This is a genomic window from Ruegeria sp. YTSA226, from assembly GCF_059609905.1.
This window is the reverse complement of the sequence record NZ_JBXWMQ010000022.1, coordinates 1-22,536: the sequence shown is the minus strand read 5'-3', so window position 1 is coordinate 22,536 and position 22,536 is coordinate 1. Positions and strand designations below refer to the sequence as shown.

Genomic DNA, 22,536 nt, shown 5'->3' with positions numbered 1-22,536 from the left:
CGGAGTCTTTTGCGAGGCTCTGCCTCGCGCTCCGAGGTATTTTTGGCCAGATGAAGATCCGGATTCGCAGAATTCGGGTTGTGATGCGCGCGGTTTCTGTCAGCCTGTTCGCATGGGAATGATTGCGGTTGAGACCCGTTTCGGGACTTTGGGTGTTGAAGAAACAGATGGCGCGGTGACGCGCCTGATCTGGAATGGCGGCAATCAGGGCGAAGTCACGCCCCTGTTGCAGGAGGCCGCCGCGCAGCTGCGCGCCTATGATCAGGGGCGGTTGGACAGGTTCGATCTGCCTTACCGTATCGAGGGGTCGGAATTCCTGCGTCAGGTTTGCGACCTGATGTTTGCCATTCCGCTGGGCGAAACCAGAACTTATGGTGATCTCGCGAAGGAACTCGGTCAGCCCCCGCAACCGGTGGGGCAGGCCTGTGGCGCCAATCCTATTCCGGTGATAATTCCATGCCATCGGGTGCTGGCTGCAAACGGGCTGGGCGGGTTTTCAGGTGATGGTGGGATTGAGACCAAGGTCGCCCTGCTGCGCCATGAACGCGCCGCCGGTCTGCTGATCTAGAAAGCGGAATTCTGTTGCAATCCCGCTGGTTGATGCCCAATTTGTTTCAAATAGAGATTTCAAAGGATCGCATGGTATGACCGATCAACCAGACCTGGCAGCTCGTAAAAAGGCCATCATCGACCGCCTTATGTCGCTTGAGGAGCAAGAGCTTGCGACCGCGCAGGCGCATTACGACGCTTTCCTGAAAGATTCGCAGCTTGATGACCGGGAAGGGCATGACAAGGACGATATCGCAGCCTCGCGCGAGAATGCCGATCTGGCAGCAGCCTTCGATGCGCCGGTTCATGCGCATCATGCCAAGATCGATGTGATCGAGAATACGGATTTTGGTCTGACCGACAGGGTGCAACCGGGTGCGGTGGTCAAGTTCAACAACCGGCGCTTTGTGGTCTGCGTCTCGACCACGCGGTTCGAAGTGGACGGCAAAACCTATATGGGCATCTCAACCCAAAGCCCGATTTACCTGGCGATGGCAGGCCTGCAACAGGGTGATGTGTTCGCCCATAACGGAACCGAGTTCGAGGTGCAGGAGGTCCTGTGACCTTAAGCTTTGCGCGGCGGGATCACCTGCTGGGCAATTCCCGCGAACACCAGATACAAGCTGGTGATCACCAGACCCCAATGGGCCCAGCTTTCGGGATGGAAATCGACCCAGGCCGCCCATCCGGCGAAGAAGGTCCAGGCAAAGGCCATCGGCAATGACACATTGCGCCAACGTTCCGTGCGCACCGGGTGGATGAACTTCAATGGCAGGAACATTGCCAGCGAAAGCAGCGTCACCAGCAGCAGGATAGCCCAGAAATTGGGCTCGAGCGCGAAGATCACGATGACGAACATATTCCAGCAGCCCGGAAAGCCGGAAAAGGAATTGTCCTTCGTTTTCATCCGCGTGTCGGCGAAATACATGGCGCTGGCAAAGGTGATGACAATGATGGCGAACCAGCCGGTCCAGCCGTCCATCAAGCCCGATTTGAACAGGGCAAAGGCCGGGATGAACACATAGGTCAGGTAATCAATGATCAGATCCAGAAGCACGCCGTCAAATTCCGGGGCGTTCTTTTTGACGTGATAGTGCCGCGCCAAGGGGCCGTCGATACCGTCCACAACAAACGAGACGACCAGCCACAGATACATCAGGCTCCACTTCTCTTCGACGGCGGCCAGCATGGCGAGCATTGCAAATACGGCGCCGGTCGCGGTGAATAGATGTACGGAAAGAGCTTTGAATCTGTGTGTCATGGTGTCTCTTGAATGATGCGCGGGCCAGATGCAAACCAAAAGCCCGGTCAATTTGGATAGTGTTTGCTTAGGCTTTTGGGTGGGTGCGGTTGTAAACTTCCATCAGGCGCGCCGTGTCGACCGCAGTATATGCTTGGGTGGTGGACAGCGATGCGTGGCCCAGCAATTCCTGAATGGTGCGTAGATCACCGCCCGCAGACAGCAGGTGAGTCGCGAAACTGTGGCGCATGGCATGGGGTGTTACAGTGGAGGGCAGCCCAAGCTGCTGGCGCGCTTTGGCCATCACCCCCTGAATGGCTCGGGGGTTCAGTGGGCCTCCGCGAACCCCGCGAAACAGTGCCTTCTCCCTGGATTGGGGGTGGGGGCACAGCTTTACATATTGATCTACAGCTGTTTGCGCGACTGGCAGGACCGGAACGATCCTTTCTTTGTTGCCCTTGCCGGTGATCCGCAGCGAGTTGGGCAAAGGGGTATCCGCTCCGGTCAGTGAGAGAGCCTCGGAAATACGCAAGCCGCAGCCATATAAAAGAGTAACGACCGCAACGTCGCGGGCAGAAACCCAGTCGCTGGCTGATTGCATCTCGACCGTTTCAATCATCGCACGTGCGGCATCCTCGGCCATGGGTCGAGGGAGTTTTTGGGTAAATTTGGGGGCGCGGGTCGACAGAACTGCGGTCGGCTCAAACCCTTCACGCTCCGAAAGCCAACGGTAGAAGGTTTTTACGGCGGAGAGTTTGCGCGCAAGCGAGCGCGAGCCAACGCCGGATGCGCGCTGATCGGCCATCCATGCCCGCATGTCCGAGATCGTAATCCGTGCAATCGCCGCCATCCCCTGGCTTTCGCTATGGTGCAGTGTCATGAAGGACAGAAATTCGGACACATCCCCCCGATAGGCGGTCAGCGTGTTTTCGGACCGGCCTGACAAGGCCCCCAGGCCATCAAGCCAGTTTTGCAGTGCGTCACGACAAGCCGGAGAAATAAGGCTCACGACAGCCAATGGCGCATCGACCGTTCGAAGACACCAGCAAAGAAAGTCAGAAGATCCGTGCCCAGCTTTGGCGTAAAGTGCCTGGGGTCTTTTGCGCTCATGATGATCATGCCAGGCAGGCGGCCTTCGCCCAAATCCAGCCTCAGACAAGCTTCGGAGCGCAGGTGATCCGCATCACTGCCGAATATCCTGTGCGCGGGATGGATGATTTCACGCAAGACGACCTCGCGTGCTGGGCCGCTGTGGTCAAAGGTCAGATAGTTGTCGACGAAACCGGGTTCGACGATGGCCAGCACGCCTGCCAGTCTTGAGATTGCCGGGTCTTTCTGGACTGCCGTCGTTTCAAGAACCAGCGTAATGCGTTCGACACGCAGTATGTCAGCCACATCTGCACCAAGTATTTGCAGGAATTCCTCAAATCCGACCGGTTCAAGTAGCCGAAGAATGGCCCGATGAACCTGATTTGTGCCTGCCAGATTTTCATAGGCTGCCGCAATGACCGAGCGGTGCGTATCCTCCAGCCGGTCCAGCCGGGCCTCGAGCCGTTGCATGGCTATGCCGCGCAGGTCGATGACGTTATTCCCGCGCGCCTGCTCATTTGCGGTGACGAGGGCCTGCATCAGGTCCTTGTCATCCAGAATGGCATCTGGTTCGGCCAGAATCGCCTCGCGCAAGGTGTCCTTGAGTATGGTGTTGCTGCTCATGTCCTGTCCGGTCTTTTTTATTTTTCGGCCTTATAGCACGGCTTGCCGGATCTGCCTCGGGAAAAATGAGCGTCAATTTGAATTTCGCGGGGAATGTGGTCGGGAAAACTCCGGTCTGCAGAGATCTGATCCGAGATCAGATTCAAAGCAGCTGGGCCGAGCGCGGCGCCAGGGGCGCCGCGCGGGTTCGCGCAGAATCAGAGGATTTTCTGACCCGTTTTGGCCCAATCGGACAGGAAGGTTTCAAGGCCTTTATCGGTCAGCGGATGATCGGCCAGCTTTTTGATCACGGCGGGTGGTGCGGTGATCACGTCAGCACCGATGCGGGCGCTGTCGGTCACGTGGTTCACGGTGCGGATCGAGGCTGCGAGGATTTCGGTCTCATATCCGTAATTGTCATAGACCTGACGGATATCAGCGATCAGGTCCATGCCATCTAGGTTGATGTCATCCAGACGCCCGATGAAGGGCGAGATGAAAGTTGCGCCGGCTTTGGCGGCCAGAATCGCCTGATTGGTCGAGAAACAGAGGGTCACATTGACCATCTGGCCTTCGTCACTAAGCGTTTTGCAGGTTTTCAGGCCCGCCCATGTCAGCGGCACTTTGACAGCGATATTCGGGGCGATCTTGGCCAGCTTGCGACCTTCGGCGATCATGTCGTCGGCTTCGGTTGCCACGACTTCGGCCGAGACAGGTCCGTCGACCAGATCGCAGATTTCCTTGGTCACTTCCAGAATATCGCGGCCTGACTTCAGGATCAGCGAAGGGTTTGTGGTCACACCGTCCACCATGCCCAGATCGTTCAGTTCGGCGATTGCGTCGATCTCGGCTGTGTCTACGAAGAATTTCATGCGGGCAGTCCTTTGATGGGTTGGCCTTGGTCGCGGATGGCTTTACCTCAAAGAGACCCATGCTGGAACCCCTTGCCAAGGATATGCATTGAGCACTCAGGAGTTTTTCGACCAAGGTGAGCTGGTGGCGGTGCTGACCGCCCAACCGCTGGACCGGACGCTGGACTATAAGGCGCCCGAGGGCGGGTGCTTTCTGGGCGCTTTTGTCGAGGTGCCGCTGGGCCCGCGCAAGGTCTTGGGCGTGGTCTGGGGGCCGGGGCAGGGTGGCTTTGACCTTGCCAAGGCCCGCTCGGTGATCCGGGTTCTGGAGGTCGCGCCGATGCGCGAAGAGATGCGCCTGTTTCTGGGGCGCGTCGCCGATTACACGCTGACCCCGATGCCTGCGATGTTGCGATTGGCCACGCGCGCGCCCGGATTGGGCGATCCGCCTTCGATGCGCAAGGTCTATCGGCTTGGCGACAGGGACCCTGACAGGGTGACCGACGCGCGGACCCGTGTGTTGGAGGTGCTGCGCGACTACGGCGGGTTGGCCTTTACGCTGAAGGAACTGGCCGAACAGGCGGGTGTGACCTCTTCAGTCGTGAAGGGGTTGGTCAAACTCGGTGCGGTTCGCGAAGAAGACAGCCCGCGCGATCTGCCCTATCCACATCTGGATCCGGATCTGCCGGGCAAGGCGTTGACCGATGATCAGGCCTCTGCAGTGGAAACCCTGCAATCTGGCCTGCGAACGGGTGATTATGGCACGACCTTGCTGAAAGGCGTCACCGGGTCGGGCAAGACCGAGGTTTATCTTGAGGCCGTCGCCGAAGCGTTGCGCCAGGGGCGGCAGGCGCTGGTTCTGCTGCCCGAGATTGCCCTGACCGCCGAATTCCTGACGCGCGTTGAGGCACGATTCGGCGCGCGCCCGGCAGAGTGGCATTCGGGCGCGACGATGACCGAACGCCGCCGAGTCTGGCGCATGGTGGGGCAGGGCGATGCACAGCTGGTTGTCGGCGCGCGCTCGGCCCTGTTTCTGCCGTTTCGCAATCTTGGGTTGGTCGTGGTCGATGAAGAACATGACACTTCGTACAAACAGGAAGACGGGGTGCATTACAGCGCCCGCGACATGGCTGTGCTGCGGTCCGCCATATGCGGCGCGCGCGTTATTCTGGCAAGTGCGACGCCGTCACTGGAAAGCTGGGCCAATGCCGAGGCAGGCAAGTATGAGCGGCTCGATTTGACTTCGCGCTTTGGCGATGCGGTGTTGCCCGAGATGAAGCCCATCGACATGCGGGCCGAGAAGATGCAGCCGGGGACGTGGATTTCTCCATCGCTGCGGCAGGCCGTCCATCAGCGGATCGAGCGGGGTGAACAATCCCTTCTGTTTATTAACCGCCGGGGATATGCGCCGGTCACCCTGTGCCGGGCTTGTGGCGAGCAGATTGCCTGTGATCACTGCGATGCACGCATGGTTGAACACCGGTTTCTCAAGCGTCTGATGTGCCATCAATGCGGTGAGACCAAACCCATGCCCGAGGTCTGCCCCTCCTGTCAGGTCGAGGGCAAGCTGGCCCCGGTCGGGCCAGGGATCGAACGGCTGGCTGAAGAGGCTGAGGCAACATTTCCCGAGGCAATTATTGCCATGCTGTCATCCGATCTGTTTGGATCGGCGCGCGCATTGAAAGCAAAGATCGAAGAGATTGCTGCCGGTGACGCCGATATCGTCATTGGTACGCAGCTGGTGGCCAAGGGGCACAATTTTCCGAAACTGACATTGGTGGGTGTCATTGACGCGGATCTCAGCCTGCATGGGGCGGACCTGCGCGCCGCCGAACGCACATTCCAGCTGATGCGGCAGGTGGCTGGCCGCGCTGGGCGGGCGGATAAGCCCGGACAGGCGCTGTTGCAGACGTTCCAGCCGGAACATCCCGTCATTCGCGCCATCCTGTCGGGCGATGAAGAGGGGTTCTGGAAAGCCGAAGCGGCCGGGCGGTTGGCAGCCGGAGTTCCCCCCTATGGACGCATGGCCGGAATCGTTCTGTCTGGCCCCGAGGTCGGTCCCGTTTTTGACATCGGCAACGCCATGGCCCGCAACGACGCCCCGTTGCGGCAGATCGGTGCGCAGGTCTTTGGTCCAGCGCCTGCGCCCATTGCGCGTATCCGCGGGCGACACAGGGTGCGGCTGCTGGTCAAAGCCCCCAAAGGGGCGCCAATTCAGGATGCCATCGCCCGTTGGATAGCACCGCTGCGGCTGAAGGGTGACATCAGGCTGACCGTTGATATTGACCCGCAAAATTTCTACTGACCTCTGCATTCATGCAGAGCCAATGTGCATGCCCTTCTTCCCACTCGCCAAAACCAGAAAATGGGCGTAGAGGGACTCTCATGCTGAAACCCATGCCACTTTCCGAGGCGCAAAGCCTTCCGTTCTGGCGCCGTCCCATCACGCTTTTATTCGTGATGGCACTGACCATGCCCATTGCTTTCAACGCATGGAGCGCGTTGTTGAACAATTTCGTTATTGAAGTGGCGAATTTCGACGGTGCCGACATCGGCCTGCTGCATACCGTGCGCGAGATCCCAGGCTTTCTGGCTGTAGGCGTAATTGCCGTGATCTTGTTTGTTCGGGAGCAGGTGCTGGCGATGATCTCGCTGATCATGCTGGGTGTTGCGACTGCGGTGACAGCGTGGTTCCCAAGCCTTGGTGGCTTGTTGTTCGTCACACTGCTGAGCTCGATCGGGTTCCACTATTATGAAACCGTGAACCAATCCCTTCAGCTGCAGTGGTTGCCCAAGGACCGAGCGCCGCAATTTCTGGGCTGGATGGTCGCCATGGGATCAGCTTCGACATTGGTTATCTATGGGCTGATTGTCCTGACGTGGGATCGGTTCGATCTGTCCTATAACACTGTATTCATGGCTGCGGGTGGGCTGACGGCTTTGCTGGCGTTGTTCTGTCTGGTCGCCTATCCGCAGTTCGACGCGCCGACTCCGCAAACCAAAAAAATTGTGCTGCGCCGCCGATACTGGCTGTACTATGCGCTTCAGTTCATGGCGGGCGCGCGTCGTCAGATCTTTGTCGTTTTCGCCGGTTTCATGATGGTCGAGAAATTCGGGTTTGAGGTCCACGAACTCACCGGTCTTTTCTTGATCAACCTGGTTATCAACATTTCGGTTGCGCCGATGCTAGGCAAAGCTGTGTCCGTATTCGGTGAACGTCGCACTTTGATTTTCGAATATGCAGGCCTGGCAGTTGTATTTGCAGCCTATGGCGGCATTTATTGGTTCGGTTGGGGCGTTGTTCTGGCGGCTACTCTCTATGTGATTGACCATGTGCTTTTCGCGCTGGCTCTGGCGCTTAAAACCTATTTCCAGAAAATTGCCGATCCGGCAGATATTGCGCCAACTGCAGCGGTTGCCTTTACGATCAACCATATCGCCGCGGTATTCCTACCAGCGCTTCTGGGCCTGCTCTGGGTGTACTCGCCCGGAGCGGTCTTTGCGGTGGCTGCAGCGATGGCGTTGATTTCGTTATCGCTGTCGCTGCTGATCCCGCGCCACCCAGAGCTTGGGAATGAGACGATACTGTCGAAATACGCGCCCGCTCCGGCGGAATAGCTGCCAATGCTTGACCTTCGCGGGCTCGCACCCTAGGCGCTGTGTCAGCTGACACAGGAGGCTCCCATGCCCACATTCACCGCGCTTACCACCCTGACCGGCAAAAAGTCCGCCGATGGTCTGGGCGAAGCCATGGAGCGTCTTGATCCCGAACCCACGGGCGTGGGCGTATTCGAAGTCGAAGATGGCTCGGGCCTGTGGGAGATTGGCGGTTACTTCACCGAAGCGCCGGATGAAACGGCACTGGCGGTTCTGTCGGCTGCGTTCGGATCCAAACCCTTTGTAATCTCGGAACTGCCCGAAACCGACTGGGTCGCCCATGTCCGCCGTGAATTGGCGCCTGTCGAGGCTGGCCGCTTTTTCGTCTATGGCTGTCACGATGCCGACAAGCTGCCCGAAGGCCGTATCCCTTTGTTGATTGAGGCTGCAATGGCTTTCGGTACCGGGCATCACGGCACCACCCTTGGGTGTCTCAAGGCTCTGGATTTTCTGCTCGATCAGGGTTTTACCGCGACAAAAGTTGCAGATATCGGCTGCGGCACCGCCGTTCTTGCGATGGCTGCAGCCCGCGTTTGGGATGGCGACATTATCGCCAGCGACATTGATGAGGTCGCCGTCGAAGTTGCTGAAGCCAACCTGAAGGCAAACGGCATGTCAGGGAAGGTTCAATGTGTCGAGGCTGCGGGGTTTGATCATCCGGAGCTGAAATCTCTTGCGCCCTATGACCTGATATTCGCCAACATCCTCAAGGGCCCATTGGTGGCCCTGGCGCCCGAAATTTCAGCGAATCTGCGAGTCGGGGGTAAGGCGATTCTATCGGGAATCCTTAACGAGCAAGCCGAGGACGTTGTTTCCGTTTATCTCCAAAATGGCTTCAATGCCTCTAGAAATGACCAAATTGGTGAATGGACGTCGCTAGTCTTAACCAAACAGGGCTAAAATCGGGCCATTTGCAGGAGTTTTGTGGGGTTTCGCCTCTTTTTTGTCGCAATCTGTTTTTACCGTCAATGACGTGGAATTGGGGGGCGGTTGAATTGGAGGCTGCCATGACTGGAAAACAAATTGAATTTGATCAGCGCGTTCATCGGCTGAACAAGAAACATTCGAAGATGACCCGTGGTTATCGTGCGACTATGCGCAAAGATGGCCTGGTTGTTATGAAACCACAGCGGGTTCAGTCCGCGGTGCCTGCAAAGGCTCTGCTGATCTGCTTGGCTGGGCTGTTCGCCTTCAAAACGCTTTTGCTGACCAGCTTGGGGTCGTCGGCCTACCAGTATCGTGTCGATAGCCTTGCGCAAGGGACCGAAGTGGAGAAGGCGGGGGCATGGATCATGCAGATCGACCCGGTATCACAGGCCCTCTCGTCTCAACTCAGCAAAGTTCTCCGCTAAGTTTCTTCCGTTTTGAATAGAAACGCCGCGTATCCGGGGATACGCGGCGTTCTTCTTTGCCCCGAGGGAGAAGGGGAAAATCAACGGTAGGTTTGCTTTGCCTTAACGGCGGCCTTCAACGACGATTTCAATGTCGCCACGGCACAGGCCGATATCTTCCAGCTCGCGGTCCGACAGACCGCTCAGCGCGTTGCGTGTGACGCGGGCATCATTCCATTCGACAACGGCGTTTACGACCATTGCGAAAGTCGCGCCGATACGGCCGACGAGGCCAAATGAGCCAGTGGTGGTGCGGGTTGTGTCCAGTGCAGCCATATCCTGTTTCCTTCCGGTTTGTGTTAAACTCTGATCTTGCGATCTGACGGGCATTTAGGGATGGTTTTCTGACTGCACAAGCATAGAAATTGCATGTGTCCTATGCGTTTTTTGCAATGCTCGAAAAACATGGAAACGCCTTAATTTATTGGCAATTTTGCCTTCATCAAACTGGTCGAAACCCGACATTTTCCGGTCGTAATCAGCCCATTCTGTCGGAGACAGGACGACCGTGCCGCAATCTGACCATTAGTCAATTCGCTTGGAAAATGTTCTTGTTTCGTGCTAGTCGGTAAAAAAGAACACACAAACCCGAGCAGGCCGAGGCTATATATGCGAATTCTGGGCATTGATCCGGGGCTACGGACCCTGGGATGGGGCGTCATCGAATCACATGGCAGCCGTCTCAGTCATGTTGCCAATGGGTTATGTAAATCGGACGGGGATGATCTGGGAGAGCGGTTGTTATCGCTCCACAATCAGATCGTCGAAGTGATTGCCGAGCATCAGCCCGATCAGGCCGCCATCGAACAGACCTTTGTGAACAAGGACGGGGCCGGTACGCTTAAGCTGGGTCAGGCGCGGGGTGTGGCGTTGTTGACGCTGGCGCAGGCTGGGTTGCCAGTGGGAGAATATGCGCCCAATCGAGTAAAGAAAACGGTTGTGGGCGTGGGCCATGCCGAAAAGGAACAGGTTCTTCATATGGTCAAGTTGCAACTGCCGGGCTGTCAGCCCAAGGGCGCGGATGCCGCGGATGCGCTGGCGATAGCGATCTGTCATTCCTTTTACGGGGCAACGCCACAGTCGCGGATGAAACAGGTGCGGGCATGATTGGCAAGCTGACAGGCCGGTTGGATTACCGCGCGGCGGATCACGTGCTGATCGACGTGCGTGGGGTCGGCTATCTGGTCTATTGCTCGGACCGTACGATGGCTGCGCTGCCGGGCGTGGGTGAGGCGATCTCGATCTACACCGACATGGTGGTGCGCGAGGATTTGATGCAGCTTTACGGGTTCCTTTCGCTGGTCGAGAAGGAGTGGCATCGCCTGCTGTGCTCGGTGCAAGGGGTCGGGGCCAAAGTTTCGCTAGCAATCCTCAGCGCCTTGGGCCCCGATGGTGTTAGCCGGGCGATTGCTCTGGGCGATTGGGGGGCGGTCAAGGCAGCCAAGGGCGTGGGCCCAAAAACCGCGCAGCGGATCGTGCTGGACCTCAAAGACAAGGCGCCCGGCGTTATGGCCATGGGCGGCACGGTGACCGAGGCAATGGATGGCCCCGCGCTGGATGTGGTGGAACTGACTGAACCGACACCTGTGCCTAAGCGGCCCACCATAAGCGCATCAGGTAATGCAGCAGCATCTGCCGGGGCATTGTCGGCACTCTCCAATCTGGGCTATGGCCCGTCCGAGGCCGCGTCAGCCGTGGCCGAAGCCGCGACAAGCTTGCCCGAAGCGGGTGAGGCGGACCTGATCCGCGCTGCGTTGAAGCTATTGGCTCCGAAAGGGTGATTGAATGGTAGATGCCGATCCCACCCTGCGCCCCGAGCCGTTGCCGGAAGACAATGACCGCGCCTTGCGCCCGCAGGGACTGGACGAATTCATCGGTCAAGCCGAGGCGCGCGCCAATCTGCGTATCTTTATCCAATCCGCTCGCCAAAGGGGTGAGGCAATGGATCATACGCTGTTCCATGGCCCTCCGGGTTTGGGCAAGACCACGCTGGCGCAGATTATCGCGCGTGAGTTGGGGGTGAATTTTCGGATGACATCTGGCCCGGTTCTGGCAAAGGCGGGCGATCTGGCGGCGATCCTGACCAATCTGGAAGCGCGCGATGTGCTGTTCATTGACGAGATCCATCGATTGAATCCAGCGGTCGAAGAGGTCCTGTACCCGGCGATGGAGGATTTCGAGCTGGATCTGGTGATTGGTGAAGGCCCGGCCGCGCGCACGGTGAGGATCGAGTTGCAGCCGTTTACTCTGGTCGGGGCCACCACCCGGATGGGGCTGCTGACCACGCCGCTGCGCGACCGCTTTGGGATCCCGACACGCCTGCAGTTCTATACCGTTGATGAATTGCACGAGATTGTCACCCGCAACGCGCGCAAGCTTGGGGCACCGGCTGATGACAGCGGCGCCCGAGAGATCGCGCGCCGGTCACGCGGAACGCCTCGGATCGCCGGGCGCCTGCTGCGGCGGGTGGTGGATTTCGCAATCGTCGAAGGCGATGGACGGATCACCCGCGATTTGGCTGATGGGGCGTTGACGCGGCTGGGGGTCGATCATCTGGGGCTGGACGGCGCGGACCGCCGGTATCTGAAGCTGATCGCCGAGAATTACGCGGGCGGGCCGGTAGGTATCGAAACCTTGTCGGCAGCTTTGTCGGAAAGCCGGGACTCGCTGGAGGAGGTGATCGAACCCTTCCTCTTGCAGCAAGGCCTGATCCAACGCACACCGCGTGGCCGGATGCTGGCGCAGAAGGCGTGGACGCATCTGGGCATGGCCGCACCCAAGGGGCAAAACGATCTGTTTGGTTGAAGCCGAGCCTGCGAGCTTTTAAGGGTTCCGCCAAACAATGTCCGATTGCCGAGGATTGCGCGTGACACCCGAAGACATTCAAGCCTTGTTCACCCGCGAAAGCGGAGAGTTCCTGTTTGCGCGCTGGGGCCGCCCCATCGTGCCGATCGTCTTTGGGGTCGAAGATGAAAGTTTGGCCACGGTCAAAGGCGCGTTCGAGGCAGTGGTAGCACTGGCAGGGCATCAGATGGCAGAAACCGACCCCGAGCTTGGCGCCAACTGCATGGTCTTTTTCTTCCGCGACTGGAAAGAACTGACAGAAGTGCCCGATCTGGACCGTTTGGTCCCTGATCTGGGACCGTTGGTTGATCGGTTGATCGCGGCCGATGCCAACCAGTACCGGATATTCCGTTTTGAAGAAGAAGGCGCCATTCGTGCGGCCTTTGTGTTTTTGCGGATGGACAATGAATTGTCGCAAATCCCCGCTGAAACGCTTGCGCTCAGCCAGGTGGTGCAAACGGTGCTGCTCTGGTCCGATACCGCTTTTCGCAACCAGTCGCCCTTGGCAGTGGCGGGTGACGCGACGATATTGCGACCAGACATTGCCGGGTTGATCCGGGCGGCATACGATCCTGTCCTGCCGGGCGCGGCGCAGGATGCCTCTCATGCGCTGAGATTGTTTGCCAGATTGGATCAACCGCAATGAAGCACGCCTATTCCGTTAAAGTTTATTACGAAGACACCGATATGGGCGGCGTGGTCTATCACGCTAACTATTTGAAATACATCGAACGCGCCCGGTCGGACTATGTGCGGCGCCTGGGCAATGACCAGAATGCCATGCGTGACGCAGGTATCGTTTGGGTCGTGCGCCGGATCGAGGCGGAATACCTAGCCCCGGCCAAATTTGACGACGATCTGGAGATCGAGACCGAAATCAAGTCTCTGTCCGGTGTCCGTCTGATCATGGCGCAAGTGGTCAAACGGGGCGAAGAGGAGATTTTTCGCGCCATCGTTACCGCCGTCTGTATGAATGCGCAGGGCAAGCCGGTACGCCTTCCGGCAGAGATTCGCGCATTGTTGTAACAATTTGCAGGGCCCGGGTGGTTCTGTTGGCAATTCGCCCCCATCTGCGTTAGCGTTTGACAAAACAAGGCCGTAAGGCTGTCAGGCAAAACAAAGAGCAGGTTCATGGAAGCTGAAACGCTGGCGCTGGCGCAGGAGATCGATTTCTCCATGTGGGGGCTTTTTGCCCGCGCGACTTTTATCGTTAAACTGGTAATGCTGATGCTGATTGGCGCATCAGTCTGGTCCTGGGGGATCATCATCCAGAAACTGATCAATTACCGTGCTGCAAGGCGTGAAGCTCAGGTTTTTGATGAGGCTTTCTGGTCCGGGAACCCCTTGGATGAACTGTTCGAGCAGATCGGTACCCAACCCGATGGCAGTTCGGAGAAGATATTTGCCTCGGGCATGATCGAATGGCGCCGCTCGCACCGCACTGATGGCGGGCTGATAGCTGGTGCCACCGCACGCATTGATCGGTCGATGGATGTGGCCATCGCGAAAGAGGCCGAGGCGCTGCAAAAGGGCCTGCCCATTCTGGCCACTGTCGGCTCAACTGCACCCTTCATTGGTCTGTTCGGAACGGTTTGGGGTATCATGAATGCGTTCATCGAGATTGCCGAGCAGCAGAACACCAACCTGGCTGTTGTCGCCCCCGGTATTGCCGAGGCGTTGCTGGCCACCGGCCTGGGCCTGTTGGCCGCGATTCCGGCGGTGATTTTCTATAACAAACTCAGCGCAGATAGTGACCGGATCGTTGGAGGCTATGAAGCCTTTGCCGATGAGTTCGCCACCATTCTGTCGCGCCAACTGGACAGCTGAGATGGGGGCTGCGGTTCAGCAATCCTCGGGCGGGAATGGACGCCGGCGGGGTCGGCGTCGCGGTCGCGCGCAGCCGATGGCTGAGATCAACGTCACACCCTTTGTGGACGTTATGCTGGTGCTGCTGATCATCTTCATGGTGGCCGCGCCCTTGCTGACTGTTGGTGTGCCTGTTGATCTGCCCAAAACGGCGGCCAGTGCGCTGCCCGGCGATAACGAGGAACCTTTGACCGTCACGCTGACCGCGGATGGCAGGGTGCAAATCCAAACCACGGATATTCTGCGCGAAGAGCTGATTGGCAAACTACGCGCCATCGCAGCAGAACGCAGTAGCGACCGAGTGTTTTTGCGCGCGGATGGTGCGATCCCTTATGCGCAGGTGATGCAGGTAATGGGCGCGCTTAATGCGGGTGGGTTCTCCAATGTGGGGCTGGTGACCGATACGGGCGGCCCGACACTGGACGACGGTGGAGAGTGAGGCCGCACGGTGGATACCGGCACCAAGATCTCGGCGATTGCCCATGTCAGTCTGATTGGTTGGGCATTTTTCGGCGGCACCTTCCGGTCCGAACCATTACCTATGGCCGTGCAGGATGTCTCGGTCATTTCGGCTGAGCAATTTGCGGCAATGACCGCTCAGCGGGATGCGCCCGAAGTGCCGACGCCAACAGCGCTACAGCCGCCTGAGGCCCCAACAGAAGAGGATCCAGCGTCGGAACCGGTAGTGGAGGAGCAGCCTTCGTTGCAAGAGGCGGAACCTGCTGAACCCGACCCGGACCCGGATCCTGAGCCGGAACCCGTTGAGCCGCCGCCAGAACCGGTGGTGATTGAACAACCTCCGCTGTTGGACACGCCTGACCCCGAGATTGTCGATCTTACGGTGCCTTCCGGGCCTGAGGCACAGCCCAGCCCCGCCGAGAATGTCGCACCGGTGCCTGTTGCGCCGCCTCCGCCCGAGGCCGCGCCTGATGAAATCGAAACCCCGGCCGTATCTTTGGACGAGGGAGCCGAGACCCAGCAGGAACAGCAGGATCAGACCGCCCCCGAGGAAAAGGCTGACGAGATTGTGACCGAAGCGGAAGAGCCCAAAGAAAACGCTCCCCGAACATCGCCGCGCCCGCGGATCCGTCCCAACCGCCCGACACCACCGGTCGAGCCCGAAGTGGCGGAGACGCCCGAGCCCGAACCCACCGAGCCCGCGCGGACGGAAACAGCCATCAACGATGCGCTGGCCGAGGCGTTGGGACAAGGGAGTGAACCCTCAGGTCCGCCCTTGACCAGCGGCGAAAAGGACGCGATGCGATTGGCCGTTTCCCAATGCTGGAACGTCGGGTCCTTGTCCACGGATGCTCTGCAGACAGTTGTTGTTGTCGGATTTTCGTTGACCCCTGATGGCAAGGTGGTTGGTGGCAGCTTGCGCATGATCGACAGCTCAGGCGGTTCTGACGGCGCAGCCAGACAAGCCTATGAGGCCGCTCGACGTGCCATTTTGCGCTGTGGAGCCAAAGGTTATGACCTGCCAACCGATAAATACGAGCATTGGCAGGATATTGAGATTACATTCAATCCCGAGAGGATGCGGATCAAATGATGAGACTTCTGACCAGCCTGTTGCTTGGCCTGACACTGGTGTCGGCACCTGTTCACGCCCAAAGTGGACCGCTTCGCTTGGAATTGGATCAGGGGATTATCGAACCCTTGCCCTTTTCGGTTCCGAATTTTGTGCCGGACAGCACAGCAGCTGCGCAATATGCCCAGGATATCTCGCGGGTTGTGGCCGCCGATCTAACCGGAACAGGGCTGTTCCGCGAAATTCTGTCTGATGCTTTCATCAGCCAAGTGGCCAGCTTTGAAGATCCTGTTCGGTTCGCGGATTGGAAAGCCATCAATGCCGAGGCTTTGGTGACAGGTGCTGTGAATGTGTCGGGCAATCGCCTGACGGTGCGGTTCAGGGTCTGGGATGTGTTTTCTGGGCAGGAGCTGGGCAACGGTCTGCAGTTTGCCGGGACGACTGAAGGGTGGCGGCGCATGGCCCATAAAGTGGCGGATCAAGTCTATAGCCGTGTAACGGGCGAGGGCGCCTATTTCGACAGTCGCGTTGCCTTTGTCTCGGAAAGCGGCCCCAAAAACCAGCGCCTGAAACGGCTGGCGATCATGGATTATGACGGCGCGAATGTGCAGTACCTGACTGACAGCGCCGCCATTGTTCTGGCACCACGCTTTTCACCTGCCGGTGATCAACTGCTTTATACCAGTTACGAATCCGGTCAGCCGCGCATCTATGTTCTGGATATTGAACGGGTCAGGCGGACCGAGTTGAACACCCAGGGCGGCACGATGAGCTTTTCGCCCCGGTTTTCGCCGGATGGACGGTCGATCGTCTATTCGCTTATTCAGGGCGGCAATACGGACCTGTGGAAAATGGATCTGGCTTCCGGGCAAAGCGTGCGGCTGACCAATACGCCTGCGATTGAAACCGCCCCCAGCTATTCGCCGGACGGTTCCCAGATCGTGTTTGAAAGCGACCGTTCGGGCACGCCACAGCTTTACATCATGCCCGCAAACGGGGGCGAGGCGACGCGGATCAGCTTTGGTCAGGGCCGTTATGGAACGCCGGTCTGGTCCCCCCGTGGCGATCTGGTTGCGTTTACCAAGCAGAACAAAGGCCGATTTCATATCGGTGTCATGCGAACAGATGGCAGCGAAGAGCGTTTGCTGACCTCGTCGTTTCTGGACGAAGGACCGACATGGTCCCCTAATGGTCGCGTGATCATGTTCACCCGAGAAACCCAGGGCGCAAGTGGCCGGGCGACGCTGTATTCGGTTGATATCTCGGGACGCAACCTGCGCCCGATCCGCACCCCGGATGGGGGCAGCGATCCGTCATGGGGTCCACTGCAGAATTGATCACGGCTGCTGGCAGGAAAAGTTCACAAGGAACCTGCACTATGCTACAGAGACGGCAATAAAGAGAAAAAACAACGAGGCACCTGAGATGAACGTATTGGGCAAAATCCTAGCACTAGGTGTGTTTGGCGCGTTGGCAGCCTGCACCAATAACGATCCGTCTGCGCTGGGCGGCGGCTTTGGCAATGGCGCAAATGGCGGGCTGGCCGCGGGCTCTCCAAGTGATCCGCGCTCGCCTGCATATTTCCAGCAAACTGTTGGTGACCGGGTTCTGTTTTCAGTCGATCAGTCGACGCTTACTCCGCAGGCGCAGTCAGTGCTGCAGGGGCAGGCCGACTGGCTGATGGCCAACCCCGACTTTGTGGCAACGATCGAAGGCCATGCGGATGAGCAGGGCACGCGTGAGTATAACCTCGCACTGGGTGCGCGCCGGGCAAATGCCGCCCGCGAGTTCCTGATTTCCCGCGGAGTAGCGGGCAACCGGCTGACAACTGTCAGCTTTGGCAAGGAACGCCCGATCGAGATTTGCAGCACCGAGGACTGCTATTCGAAAAACCGTCGCGCGGTGACGGTGCTGACCGGATCAACTTTGGGATAAGACGATGAAACTAGCAGGATGGGTTCTGGCCGCAGTTTTGGCGACCGCCGGTTTGGCACAAGCACAGGATCAGCAAACCTTGGCGGATATCCGGCAGGAACTGACGGTGCTGCATGTGGAAATTCAGCGGCTCAAGCGCGAGTTTTCAACAACCGGCTCTCCGGCCCCGAACCTGTCCGGCAGTTCGATACTTGAACGTGTTGATGCCATAGAGGCCGAGTTGCAGCGCCTGACGCGCCAGACCGAGCAGTTGAACCAGCGTGTACAGAATATTGTAACCGACGGCACCAACCGCATCGGTGATCTTGAGTTTCGGTTGGTCGAACTGGAAGGCGGCGACCTGAGTACGCTCGGTGATACAACAACTCTGGGCGGAGAAACGGACATCACATCCGCAGCCCCTGCTGCTCCGACAGCGCCAACCGATTCCGACCTGGGTGAGTTGGCAGTAGGCGAGCAAGCGGATTTCAATGCTGCTGCTCAGGCGCTGGCCGATGGAAACTTCCAGGCCGCTGCGGATCAGTTCGCAGTATTCGATACATCATATCCCGGAAGCCCGCTTGCGCCCGAAGCACACCTAAAGCGCGGGCAGGCGTTGGAAGGCATTGGCGACACCCGCGAAGCTGCAAGGGCTTTTCTGGCCAGCTTCACGGGTGATTCCGAAGGCGCCTATGCGCCTGAGGCTTTGTTCGAACTGGGTGCTGCTCTGGGCCGTCTGGGACAGACCGAACAGGCGTGTATCACACTGAGCGAGGTTAGCGTCCGGTTCCCGGCCTCGGCATTGGCCTCCAGCGCCACGCAGGAAATGACGTCACTGGGTTGTACTTGACCACACAAGGCACACTCCTGAAATCCGAACTCCGGGCGCGATTGCCGGAAAATCTTCCGCGCCGTCTAGGCGTTGCGGTGTCCGGTGGCGGTGACTCGGTTGCTTTGCTGAGTTTGTTGAAGCACATCGCCCAAGAGGAACAGGTTGAGCTGTTTGTCGCCACGGTGAACCACAATCTGCGCCCCGAAGCGGTGGCGGAGGCAGATTGGGTGGCGCAGCTTGCCCAGGGTCTGGGCCTTCCACATGAGACGTTGCACTGGAAGGGGTGGGACCAGACAGGTAACCTGCAGGATAGGGCGCGGCAGGCCCGGTACCAGTTGCTGTCAGACTGGGCGCGTGACAAGCAGATCGGCGCGATTGCCCTGGGACACACCGCCGATGATCAAGCCGAAACCATGCTGATGCGATTGGCGCGCGCTGCTGGTGTGACGGGATTGTCCGGCATGCCCGCAATGCGGAACTATCAAGGGATCATGCTGCTGCGGCCGATGTTGGGGATCACCCGGCAACAACTGCGCGATTATCTTGCCAAGATTGGGGCAGATTGGATCGAGGATCCATCGAATCACGACCGGCGGTTTGATCGTATCAAGGCGCGCGACGCGTTGACCGGCTTGTCCGAAATTGGGATTTCGGCGCATTCTCTGTCCCGCGTTGCTGAAAACCTTGCTCAAGCCCGTGAAGCATTAGAGCAGATTACGCAGGATTCCGCCCGTCAGGTCCTGAGTGTCGATGGCGGCGATATCTGTGTCGATCGCGCGCAATTTTCCACTCTGCCTGCGGAAATTCGACGTCGTCTTCTTACAGGTTGTGTCCGCTGGATTGCGGGCCGCGGATATCCACCGCGTCAGGCTGCAACAGACCGGGCGCTGCTCGCGATTGATCAGGGTGAGGCGGCAACGATTGGTGGATGCCTCTTGATCCCAAAAGCCGATAAAATGTGGATTTGCAGAGAGCTAAATGCCGTTGAGAGCGCACCCGGCGCACCCGGTCAGATTTGGGATGGACGGTGGATCCTGTCTGGCCCAGCGATTCCCGACGCGCAGGTTCACCCGTTAGGTGCGGCTGGTTTGAAGGCCGTGCCAGATTGGCGTGCACTTGGAAAACCGCGCGCCGCGCTTCTGGCGTCTCCGTCCGTCTGGAGTGGAGAGGTCTTGGTATCTGCACCTATGGTGGGATTCTCAAATGGTTGGCTTGCAGAACTGACGCCAGAAGAGCCCGAGTTTCACTCTTCGGTTTTATCGCATTGAACCTGCTTGAATCATCTCTATTTTAAAGAGCAACCCGGCAGATCCCCATCTGCCGAAATCTTTTGGGAGATTTTTCTTGGGCAACGCTCGTAACATCGCCTTTTGGGTCGTTCTGTTTTTGCTGATCCTTGCACTGTTCAATCTGTTCAGCGGACCAGGTGGAACGCTTCAGAGCAATGAAAGAACCTATTCTGATTTCGTGACCGCTGTTGAAGGCGGCGAAGTCAAAAACGTGACATTGGATGGCGAGCAAATTCGCTATACCACGCAAAGCGGCGCAAGCTATGTCACGATCAAGCCCGGCGATGCCGAGGTGACCAAACTGCTGATCGATGAAAGCATCCCGGTCCAGGCTGTGAAACAACAGCAATCGGGCATTCAGTCTTTCCTGGTCACTCTTCTTCCCTTCCTGCTGCTGATCGGTGTCTGGGTCTACTTCATGAACCGGATGCAGGGTGGCGGCAAAGGTGGCGCGATGGGCTTTGGCAAATCCAAGGCCAAGATGCTGACCGAAAAGCATGGCCGTGTAACCTTTGATGATGTCGCTGGCATCGACGAGGCCAAGGAAGAACTGGAAGAGATCGTAGAATTCCTGCGCAATCCGCAGAAATTCAGTCGTCTGGGTGGCAAGATTCCAAAAGGCGCTTTGTTGGTGGGCCCTCCGGGGACCGGTAAAACGCTGCTGGCCCGCGCCATTGCGGGTGAGGCGGGTGTGCCCTTCTTCACCATTTCGGGTTCGGACTTTGTTGAGATGTTCGTCGGTGTCGGTGCATCCCGTGTCCGCGACATGTTCGAACAGGCCAAGAAAAACGCTCCCTGTATCGTCTTTATTGACGAGATTGACGCCGTTGGCCGCCATCGTGGTGCCGGTTATGGCGGGGGTAATGACGAACGTGAACAAACGCTTAACCAGTTGCTCGTCGAGATGGACGGGTTCGAGGCCAATGAGGGCGTGATTATTCTGGCGGCCACCAACCGTAAGGACGTTTTGGACCCTGCTCTGCTGCGTCCAGGCCGTTTCGACCGCAACGTGACTGTCGGCAACCCCGACATCAAAGGCCGCGAGAAGATCTTGGGCGTTCACGCACGCAAGACGCCCCTCGGACCTGATGTCGATCTGCGCATCATCGCGCGCGGGACTCCGGGCTTCTCGGGTGCTGATCTGGCCAACCTCGTGAATGAGGCCGCGCTGATGGCCGCCCGCGTCGGTCGCCGCTTTGTTACCATGGAAGATTTCGAGAATGCCAAGGACAAGGTGATGATGGGTGCCGAGCGGCGCTCGATGGTGCTGACCCAGGACCAGAAGGAAAAGACTGCCTATCACGAATCAGGGCATGCCGTTGTTGGTATGACGCTGCCGTTGTGTGATCCGGTCTATAAGGCAACGATCATTCCGCGTGGTGGTGCGCTGGGCATGGTGGTGTCACTGCCAGAAATGGACCGCCTGAACTATCACCGCGATGAGTGTGAGCAAAAGCTGGCCATGACTATGGCCGGTAAGGCGGCTGAGGTGATCAAATATGGCGAGGACCATGTCTCGAACGGTCCGGCGGGCGATATCATGCAGGCCAGCCAACTGTCGCGCGCGATGGTGATGCGCTGGGGCATGTCGGACAAGGTCGGCAATATCGACTATGCCGAAGCGCATGATGGCTATTCGGGCAACACTGCCGGGTTCTCGGTCTCGGCCCATACCAAGGAACTGATCGAGGAAGAGGTCAAGCGCCTGATCCAGCAAGGATATGAGCGTGCGCATCAGATCCTGTCGGAACAGAACGAGCAATGGGAACGTCTGGCGCAGGGGCTGCTGGAATATGAAACCCTGACCGGTGACGAGATCAAACGCGTCATGAATGGCGAGCCGCCCAGCGAAAGCGATGACGAGGGCGACAAACCTGATGAGGGCAGCGCCCCCAGCGTGACAGCCATTCCGAAAACCAAGGTTAAGAAAACTCCGCCCGATGGCGGGATGGAGCCGGAACCAACGGCTTAAACTTTCAAAGACCCGGGCCTGTCCCGGGTCTTTTTTCTTTTCAATCGCGAAGGTTTGCCCTCTATTCCGCATCAGATGCCAATTCTGAAAAAGGGATAAATATGCCGGTATTGCGCGAAACCGAATTCACGGGAGAAGTTGTTTGGTTGGGCCACGTACCAGCAGGTGAAACTCTCCGGGCCAATGCCGTGGACAGTCTGGATTTGGGTTTCTCGGGTGATCAAGGCGCGCGTCACGAAGGCGTGAATCGTACCTCTTGCGTGCGAGTCAAAAACCTGTACCCGGTAGGCACCGAAATTCGCAATGTGCGGCAGTTATCGATCCTGTCCGCAGAAGAACTTGATGCCATCGCGCAGGAAATGGGCTTGGGTAAGCTGGACCCGTCCCATCTGGGGGTCAGCATTGTCTTGCGCGGCATTCCGGATTTCACCCATATTCCGCCCTCGTCTCGTTTGCAGGTGGAAAATGGCGTGACGCTGACGATCGACATGGAAAACCGGCCCTGTATCCTGCCGGGGCGCGAGATCGAGGCTGACTTGCCCGGGTATGGTGCGGCCTTCAAGCCTGCAGCGCAGGGACGGCGGGGGGTTACGGCTTGGGTCGAAAGACCCGGAGAGCTGAACCTGGGCGATGAGCTTACACTGTTTGTCCCCGATCAGAGAGCCTGGACACCATAAGGGACCGCAATTTCCGATCGGAAGGTGCCGATGTGACGCTACGACGTTTCAAGGCGCAATTATGTCGGAATCCATAGCCACCAATTTGGTACACAACGGTATGGAGTGAGCAGCGCCGGCGTTCTGCGTCGGGTTTGCACGGAATTCAATCAGGGACCGAAACCCAATGAGCTATAAATCTGACATCGAAATTGCGCGTGAGGCGAAGAAGAAGCCGATTCAGGAGATTGG

25 protein-coding genes are annotated in these 22,536 nt (G+C 58.3%); 20 read left to right on the top strand and 5 right to left on the bottom strand.

Annotated elements, in window-relative coordinates; translation table 11 throughout:
* The first annotated feature begins 112 nt into the window (after window positions 1-112).
* Both AC2FFF_RS18695 and AC2FFF_RS18690 read left to right on the top strand, forming a co-directional pair.
* Entirely contained in the window at window positions 113-568 is a 456-nt protein-coding gene (locus AC2FFF_RS18695) for a methylated-DNA--[protein]-cysteine S-methyltransferase (protein ID WP_281973816.1), read from the top strand.
* A 76-nt stretch (window positions 569-644) separates the two neighbouring features.
* Complete coding sequence (locus AC2FFF_RS18690; protein WP_281973815.1) at window positions 645-1,112, top strand: hypothetical protein; 468 nt, start codon at window positions 645-647, stop codon at window positions 1,110-1,112.
* A gap of 2 nt (window positions 1,113-1,114) precedes the next feature.
* On the opposite strand, the gene AC2FFF_RS18685 is transcribed toward AC2FFF_RS18690, so the two are convergent.
* The 4 genes from AC2FFF_RS18685 to fsa form a co-directional block, all read right to left on the bottom strand.
* Window positions 1,115-1,810: a CDP-alcohol phosphatidyltransferase family protein gene (locus AC2FFF_RS18685; RefSeq protein WP_281973814.1), complete on the bottom strand. Its 696-nt coding sequence runs from the start codon at window positions 1,808-1,810 to the stop codon at window positions 1,115-1,117.
* 67 nt (window positions 1,811-1,877) lie between these two features.
* The gene (locus AC2FFF_RS18680) at window positions 1,878-2,798 is read right to left on the bottom strand and encodes a tyrosine recombinase XerC (protein WP_281973813.1); all 921 of its coding nucleotides are present in this window, start codon (window positions 2,796-2,798) and stop codon (window positions 1,878-1,880) included.
* The gene (locus AC2FFF_RS18675; RefSeq protein ID WP_142640161.1) at window positions 2,795-3,502 is read right to left on the bottom strand and encodes a DUF484 family protein; all 708 of its coding nucleotides are present in this window, start codon (window positions 3,500-3,502) and stop codon (window positions 2,795-2,797) included. The genes AC2FFF_RS18680 and AC2FFF_RS18675 overlap by 4 nt, the downstream gene beginning before the upstream one ends.
* A 197-nt stretch (window positions 3,503-3,699) precedes the next feature.
* Window positions 3,700-4,353 carry a fructose-6-phosphate aldolase gene (gene fsa, locus AC2FFF_RS18670; protein WP_142640163.1) on the bottom strand — a complete coding sequence of 218 codons (654 nt, stop codon included), beginning with the start codon at window positions 4,351-4,353 and terminating at the stop codon, window positions 3,700-3,702.
* 88 nt (window positions 4,354-4,441) lie between these two features.
* Between fsa and AC2FFF_RS18665 the strand changes: the two genes are divergently transcribed.
* From AC2FFF_RS18665 to AC2FFF_RS18650, 4 genes are all read left to right on the top strand, one after another.
* A complete protein-coding gene (locus AC2FFF_RS18665) occupies window positions 4,442-6,637 on the top strand; it encodes a primosomal protein N' (RefSeq protein WP_281973812.1) in 2,196 nt (731 codons plus the stop codon).
* Window positions 6,638-6,717: 80 nt separating this feature from the next.
* Entirely contained in the window at window positions 6,718-7,950 is a 1,233-nt protein-coding gene (locus tag AC2FFF_RS18660) for an MFS transporter (protein WP_271952281.1), read from the top strand.
* 66 nt (window positions 7,951-8,016) lie between these two features.
* Complete coding sequence (locus AC2FFF_RS18655; protein ID WP_281973811.1) at window positions 8,017-8,889, top strand: 50S ribosomal protein L11 methyltransferase; 873 nt, start codon at window positions 8,017-8,019, stop codon at window positions 8,887-8,889.
* A gap of 107 nt (window positions 8,890-8,996) precedes the next feature.
* Window positions 8,997-9,341 carry a hypothetical protein gene (locus AC2FFF_RS18650; protein WP_142640171.1) on the top strand — a complete coding sequence of 115 codons (345 nt, stop codon included), beginning with the start codon at window positions 8,997-8,999 and terminating at the stop codon, window positions 9,339-9,341.
* 102 nt (window positions 9,342-9,443) lie between these two features.
* Here the strand turns inward: AC2FFF_RS18650 and AC2FFF_RS18645 are convergent, their stop codons facing one another.
* On the bottom strand, window positions 9,444-9,656 hold the full coding sequence (locus AC2FFF_RS18645; protein ID WP_142640173.1) for a DUF1127 domain-containing protein: 213 nt from the start codon (window positions 9,654-9,656) through the stop codon (window positions 9,444-9,446).
* A gap of 333 nt (window positions 9,657-9,989) precedes the next feature.
* On the opposite strand from AC2FFF_RS18645, the gene ruvC reads away from it, so the two are divergent.
* The 14 genes from ruvC to AC2FFF_RS18575 all read left to right on the top strand — a co-directional run bounded on the left by ruvC (window position 9,990) and on the right by AC2FFF_RS18575 (window position 22,305).
* Window positions 9,990-10,487, top strand: coding sequence for a crossover junction endodeoxyribonuclease RuvC (gene ruvC, locus AC2FFF_RS18640; protein ID WP_142640175.1), 498 nt, complete (start codon window positions 9,990-9,992; stop codon window positions 10,485-10,487).
* A complete protein-coding gene (gene ruvA, locus AC2FFF_RS18635; protein WP_281996064.1) occupies window positions 10,484-11,161 on the top strand; it encodes a Holliday junction branch migration protein RuvA in 678 nt (225 codons plus the stop codon). The genes ruvC and ruvA overlap by 4 nt, the downstream gene beginning before the upstream one ends.
* 4 nt (window positions 11,162-11,165) lie before the next feature.
* Window positions 11,166-12,185: a Holliday junction branch migration DNA helicase RuvB gene (gene ruvB, locus AC2FFF_RS18630; protein WP_142640179.1), complete on the top strand. Its 1,020-nt coding sequence runs from the start codon at window positions 11,166-11,168 to the stop codon at window positions 12,183-12,185.
* A gap of 61 nt (window positions 12,186-12,246) precedes the next feature.
* Window positions 12,247-12,870, top strand: coding sequence for a hypothetical protein (locus tag AC2FFF_RS18625; RefSeq protein ID WP_281973809.1), 624 nt, complete (start codon window positions 12,247-12,249; stop codon window positions 12,868-12,870).
* Window positions 12,867-13,250, top strand: coding sequence for a tol-pal system-associated acyl-CoA thioesterase (gene ybgC / locus AC2FFF_RS18620; protein WP_496883044.1), 384 nt, complete (start codon window positions 12,867-12,869; stop codon window positions 13,248-13,250). Before AC2FFF_RS18625 ends, ybgC begins: the two co-directional genes overlap by 4 nt.
* 105 nt (window positions 13,251-13,355) lie before the next feature.
* A complete protein-coding gene (tolQ, locus tag AC2FFF_RS18615; protein WP_142640185.1) occupies window positions 13,356-14,051 on the top strand; it encodes a protein TolQ in 696 nt (231 codons plus the stop codon).
* 1 nt (window position 14,052) lies between these two features.
* Window positions 14,053-14,529: a protein TolR gene (gene tolR / locus AC2FFF_RS18610; protein ID WP_142640204.1), complete on the top strand. Its 477-nt coding sequence runs from the start codon at window positions 14,053-14,055 to the stop codon at window positions 14,527-14,529.
* 9 nt (window positions 14,530-14,538) lie between these two features.
* A complete protein-coding gene (gene tolA / locus AC2FFF_RS18605) occupies window positions 14,539-15,642 on the top strand; it encodes a cell envelope integrity protein TolA (RefSeq protein WP_281973808.1) in 1,104 nt (367 codons plus the stop codon).
* The gene (gene tolB / locus AC2FFF_RS18600) at window positions 15,639-16,958 is read left to right on the top strand and encodes a Tol-Pal system beta propeller repeat protein TolB (protein WP_142640188.1); all 1,320 of its coding nucleotides are present in this window, start codon (window positions 15,639-15,641) and stop codon (window positions 16,956-16,958) included. Before tolA ends, tolB begins: the two co-directional genes overlap by 4 nt.
* 88 nt (window positions 16,959-17,046) lie before the next feature.
* The gene (gene pal / locus AC2FFF_RS18595) at window positions 17,047-17,556 is read left to right on the top strand and encodes a peptidoglycan-associated lipoprotein Pal (RefSeq protein ID WP_281973807.1); all 510 of its coding nucleotides are present in this window, start codon (window positions 17,047-17,049) and stop codon (window positions 17,554-17,556) included.
* Between the two features lie 4 nt (window positions 17,557-17,560).
* Window positions 17,561-18,385 (top strand): tol-pal system protein YbgF, encoded by an 825-nt coding sequence (gene ybgF, locus AC2FFF_RS18590; protein WP_281973806.1) that lies wholly within the window; start codon window positions 17,561-17,563, stop codon window positions 18,383-18,385.
* The gene (gene tilS, locus AC2FFF_RS18585) at window positions 18,376-19,635 is read left to right on the top strand and encodes a tRNA lysidine(34) synthetase TilS (protein ID WP_496791471.1); all 1,260 of its coding nucleotides are present in this window, start codon (window positions 18,376-18,378) and stop codon (window positions 19,633-19,635) included. Before ybgF ends, tilS begins: the two co-directional genes overlap by 10 nt.
* 76 nt (window positions 19,636-19,711) lie before the next feature.
* Complete coding sequence (gene ftsH, locus AC2FFF_RS18580; protein ID WP_142640196.1) at window positions 19,712-21,628, top strand: ATP-dependent zinc metalloprotease FtsH; 1,917 nt, start codon at window positions 19,712-19,714, stop codon at window positions 21,626-21,628.
* 101 nt (window positions 21,629-21,729) lie between these two features.
* Entirely contained in the window at window positions 21,730-22,305 is a 576-nt protein-coding gene (locus AC2FFF_RS18575) for an MOSC domain-containing protein (RefSeq protein WP_281973804.1), read from the top strand.
* Window positions 22,306-22,536 lie beyond the last annotated feature (231 nt).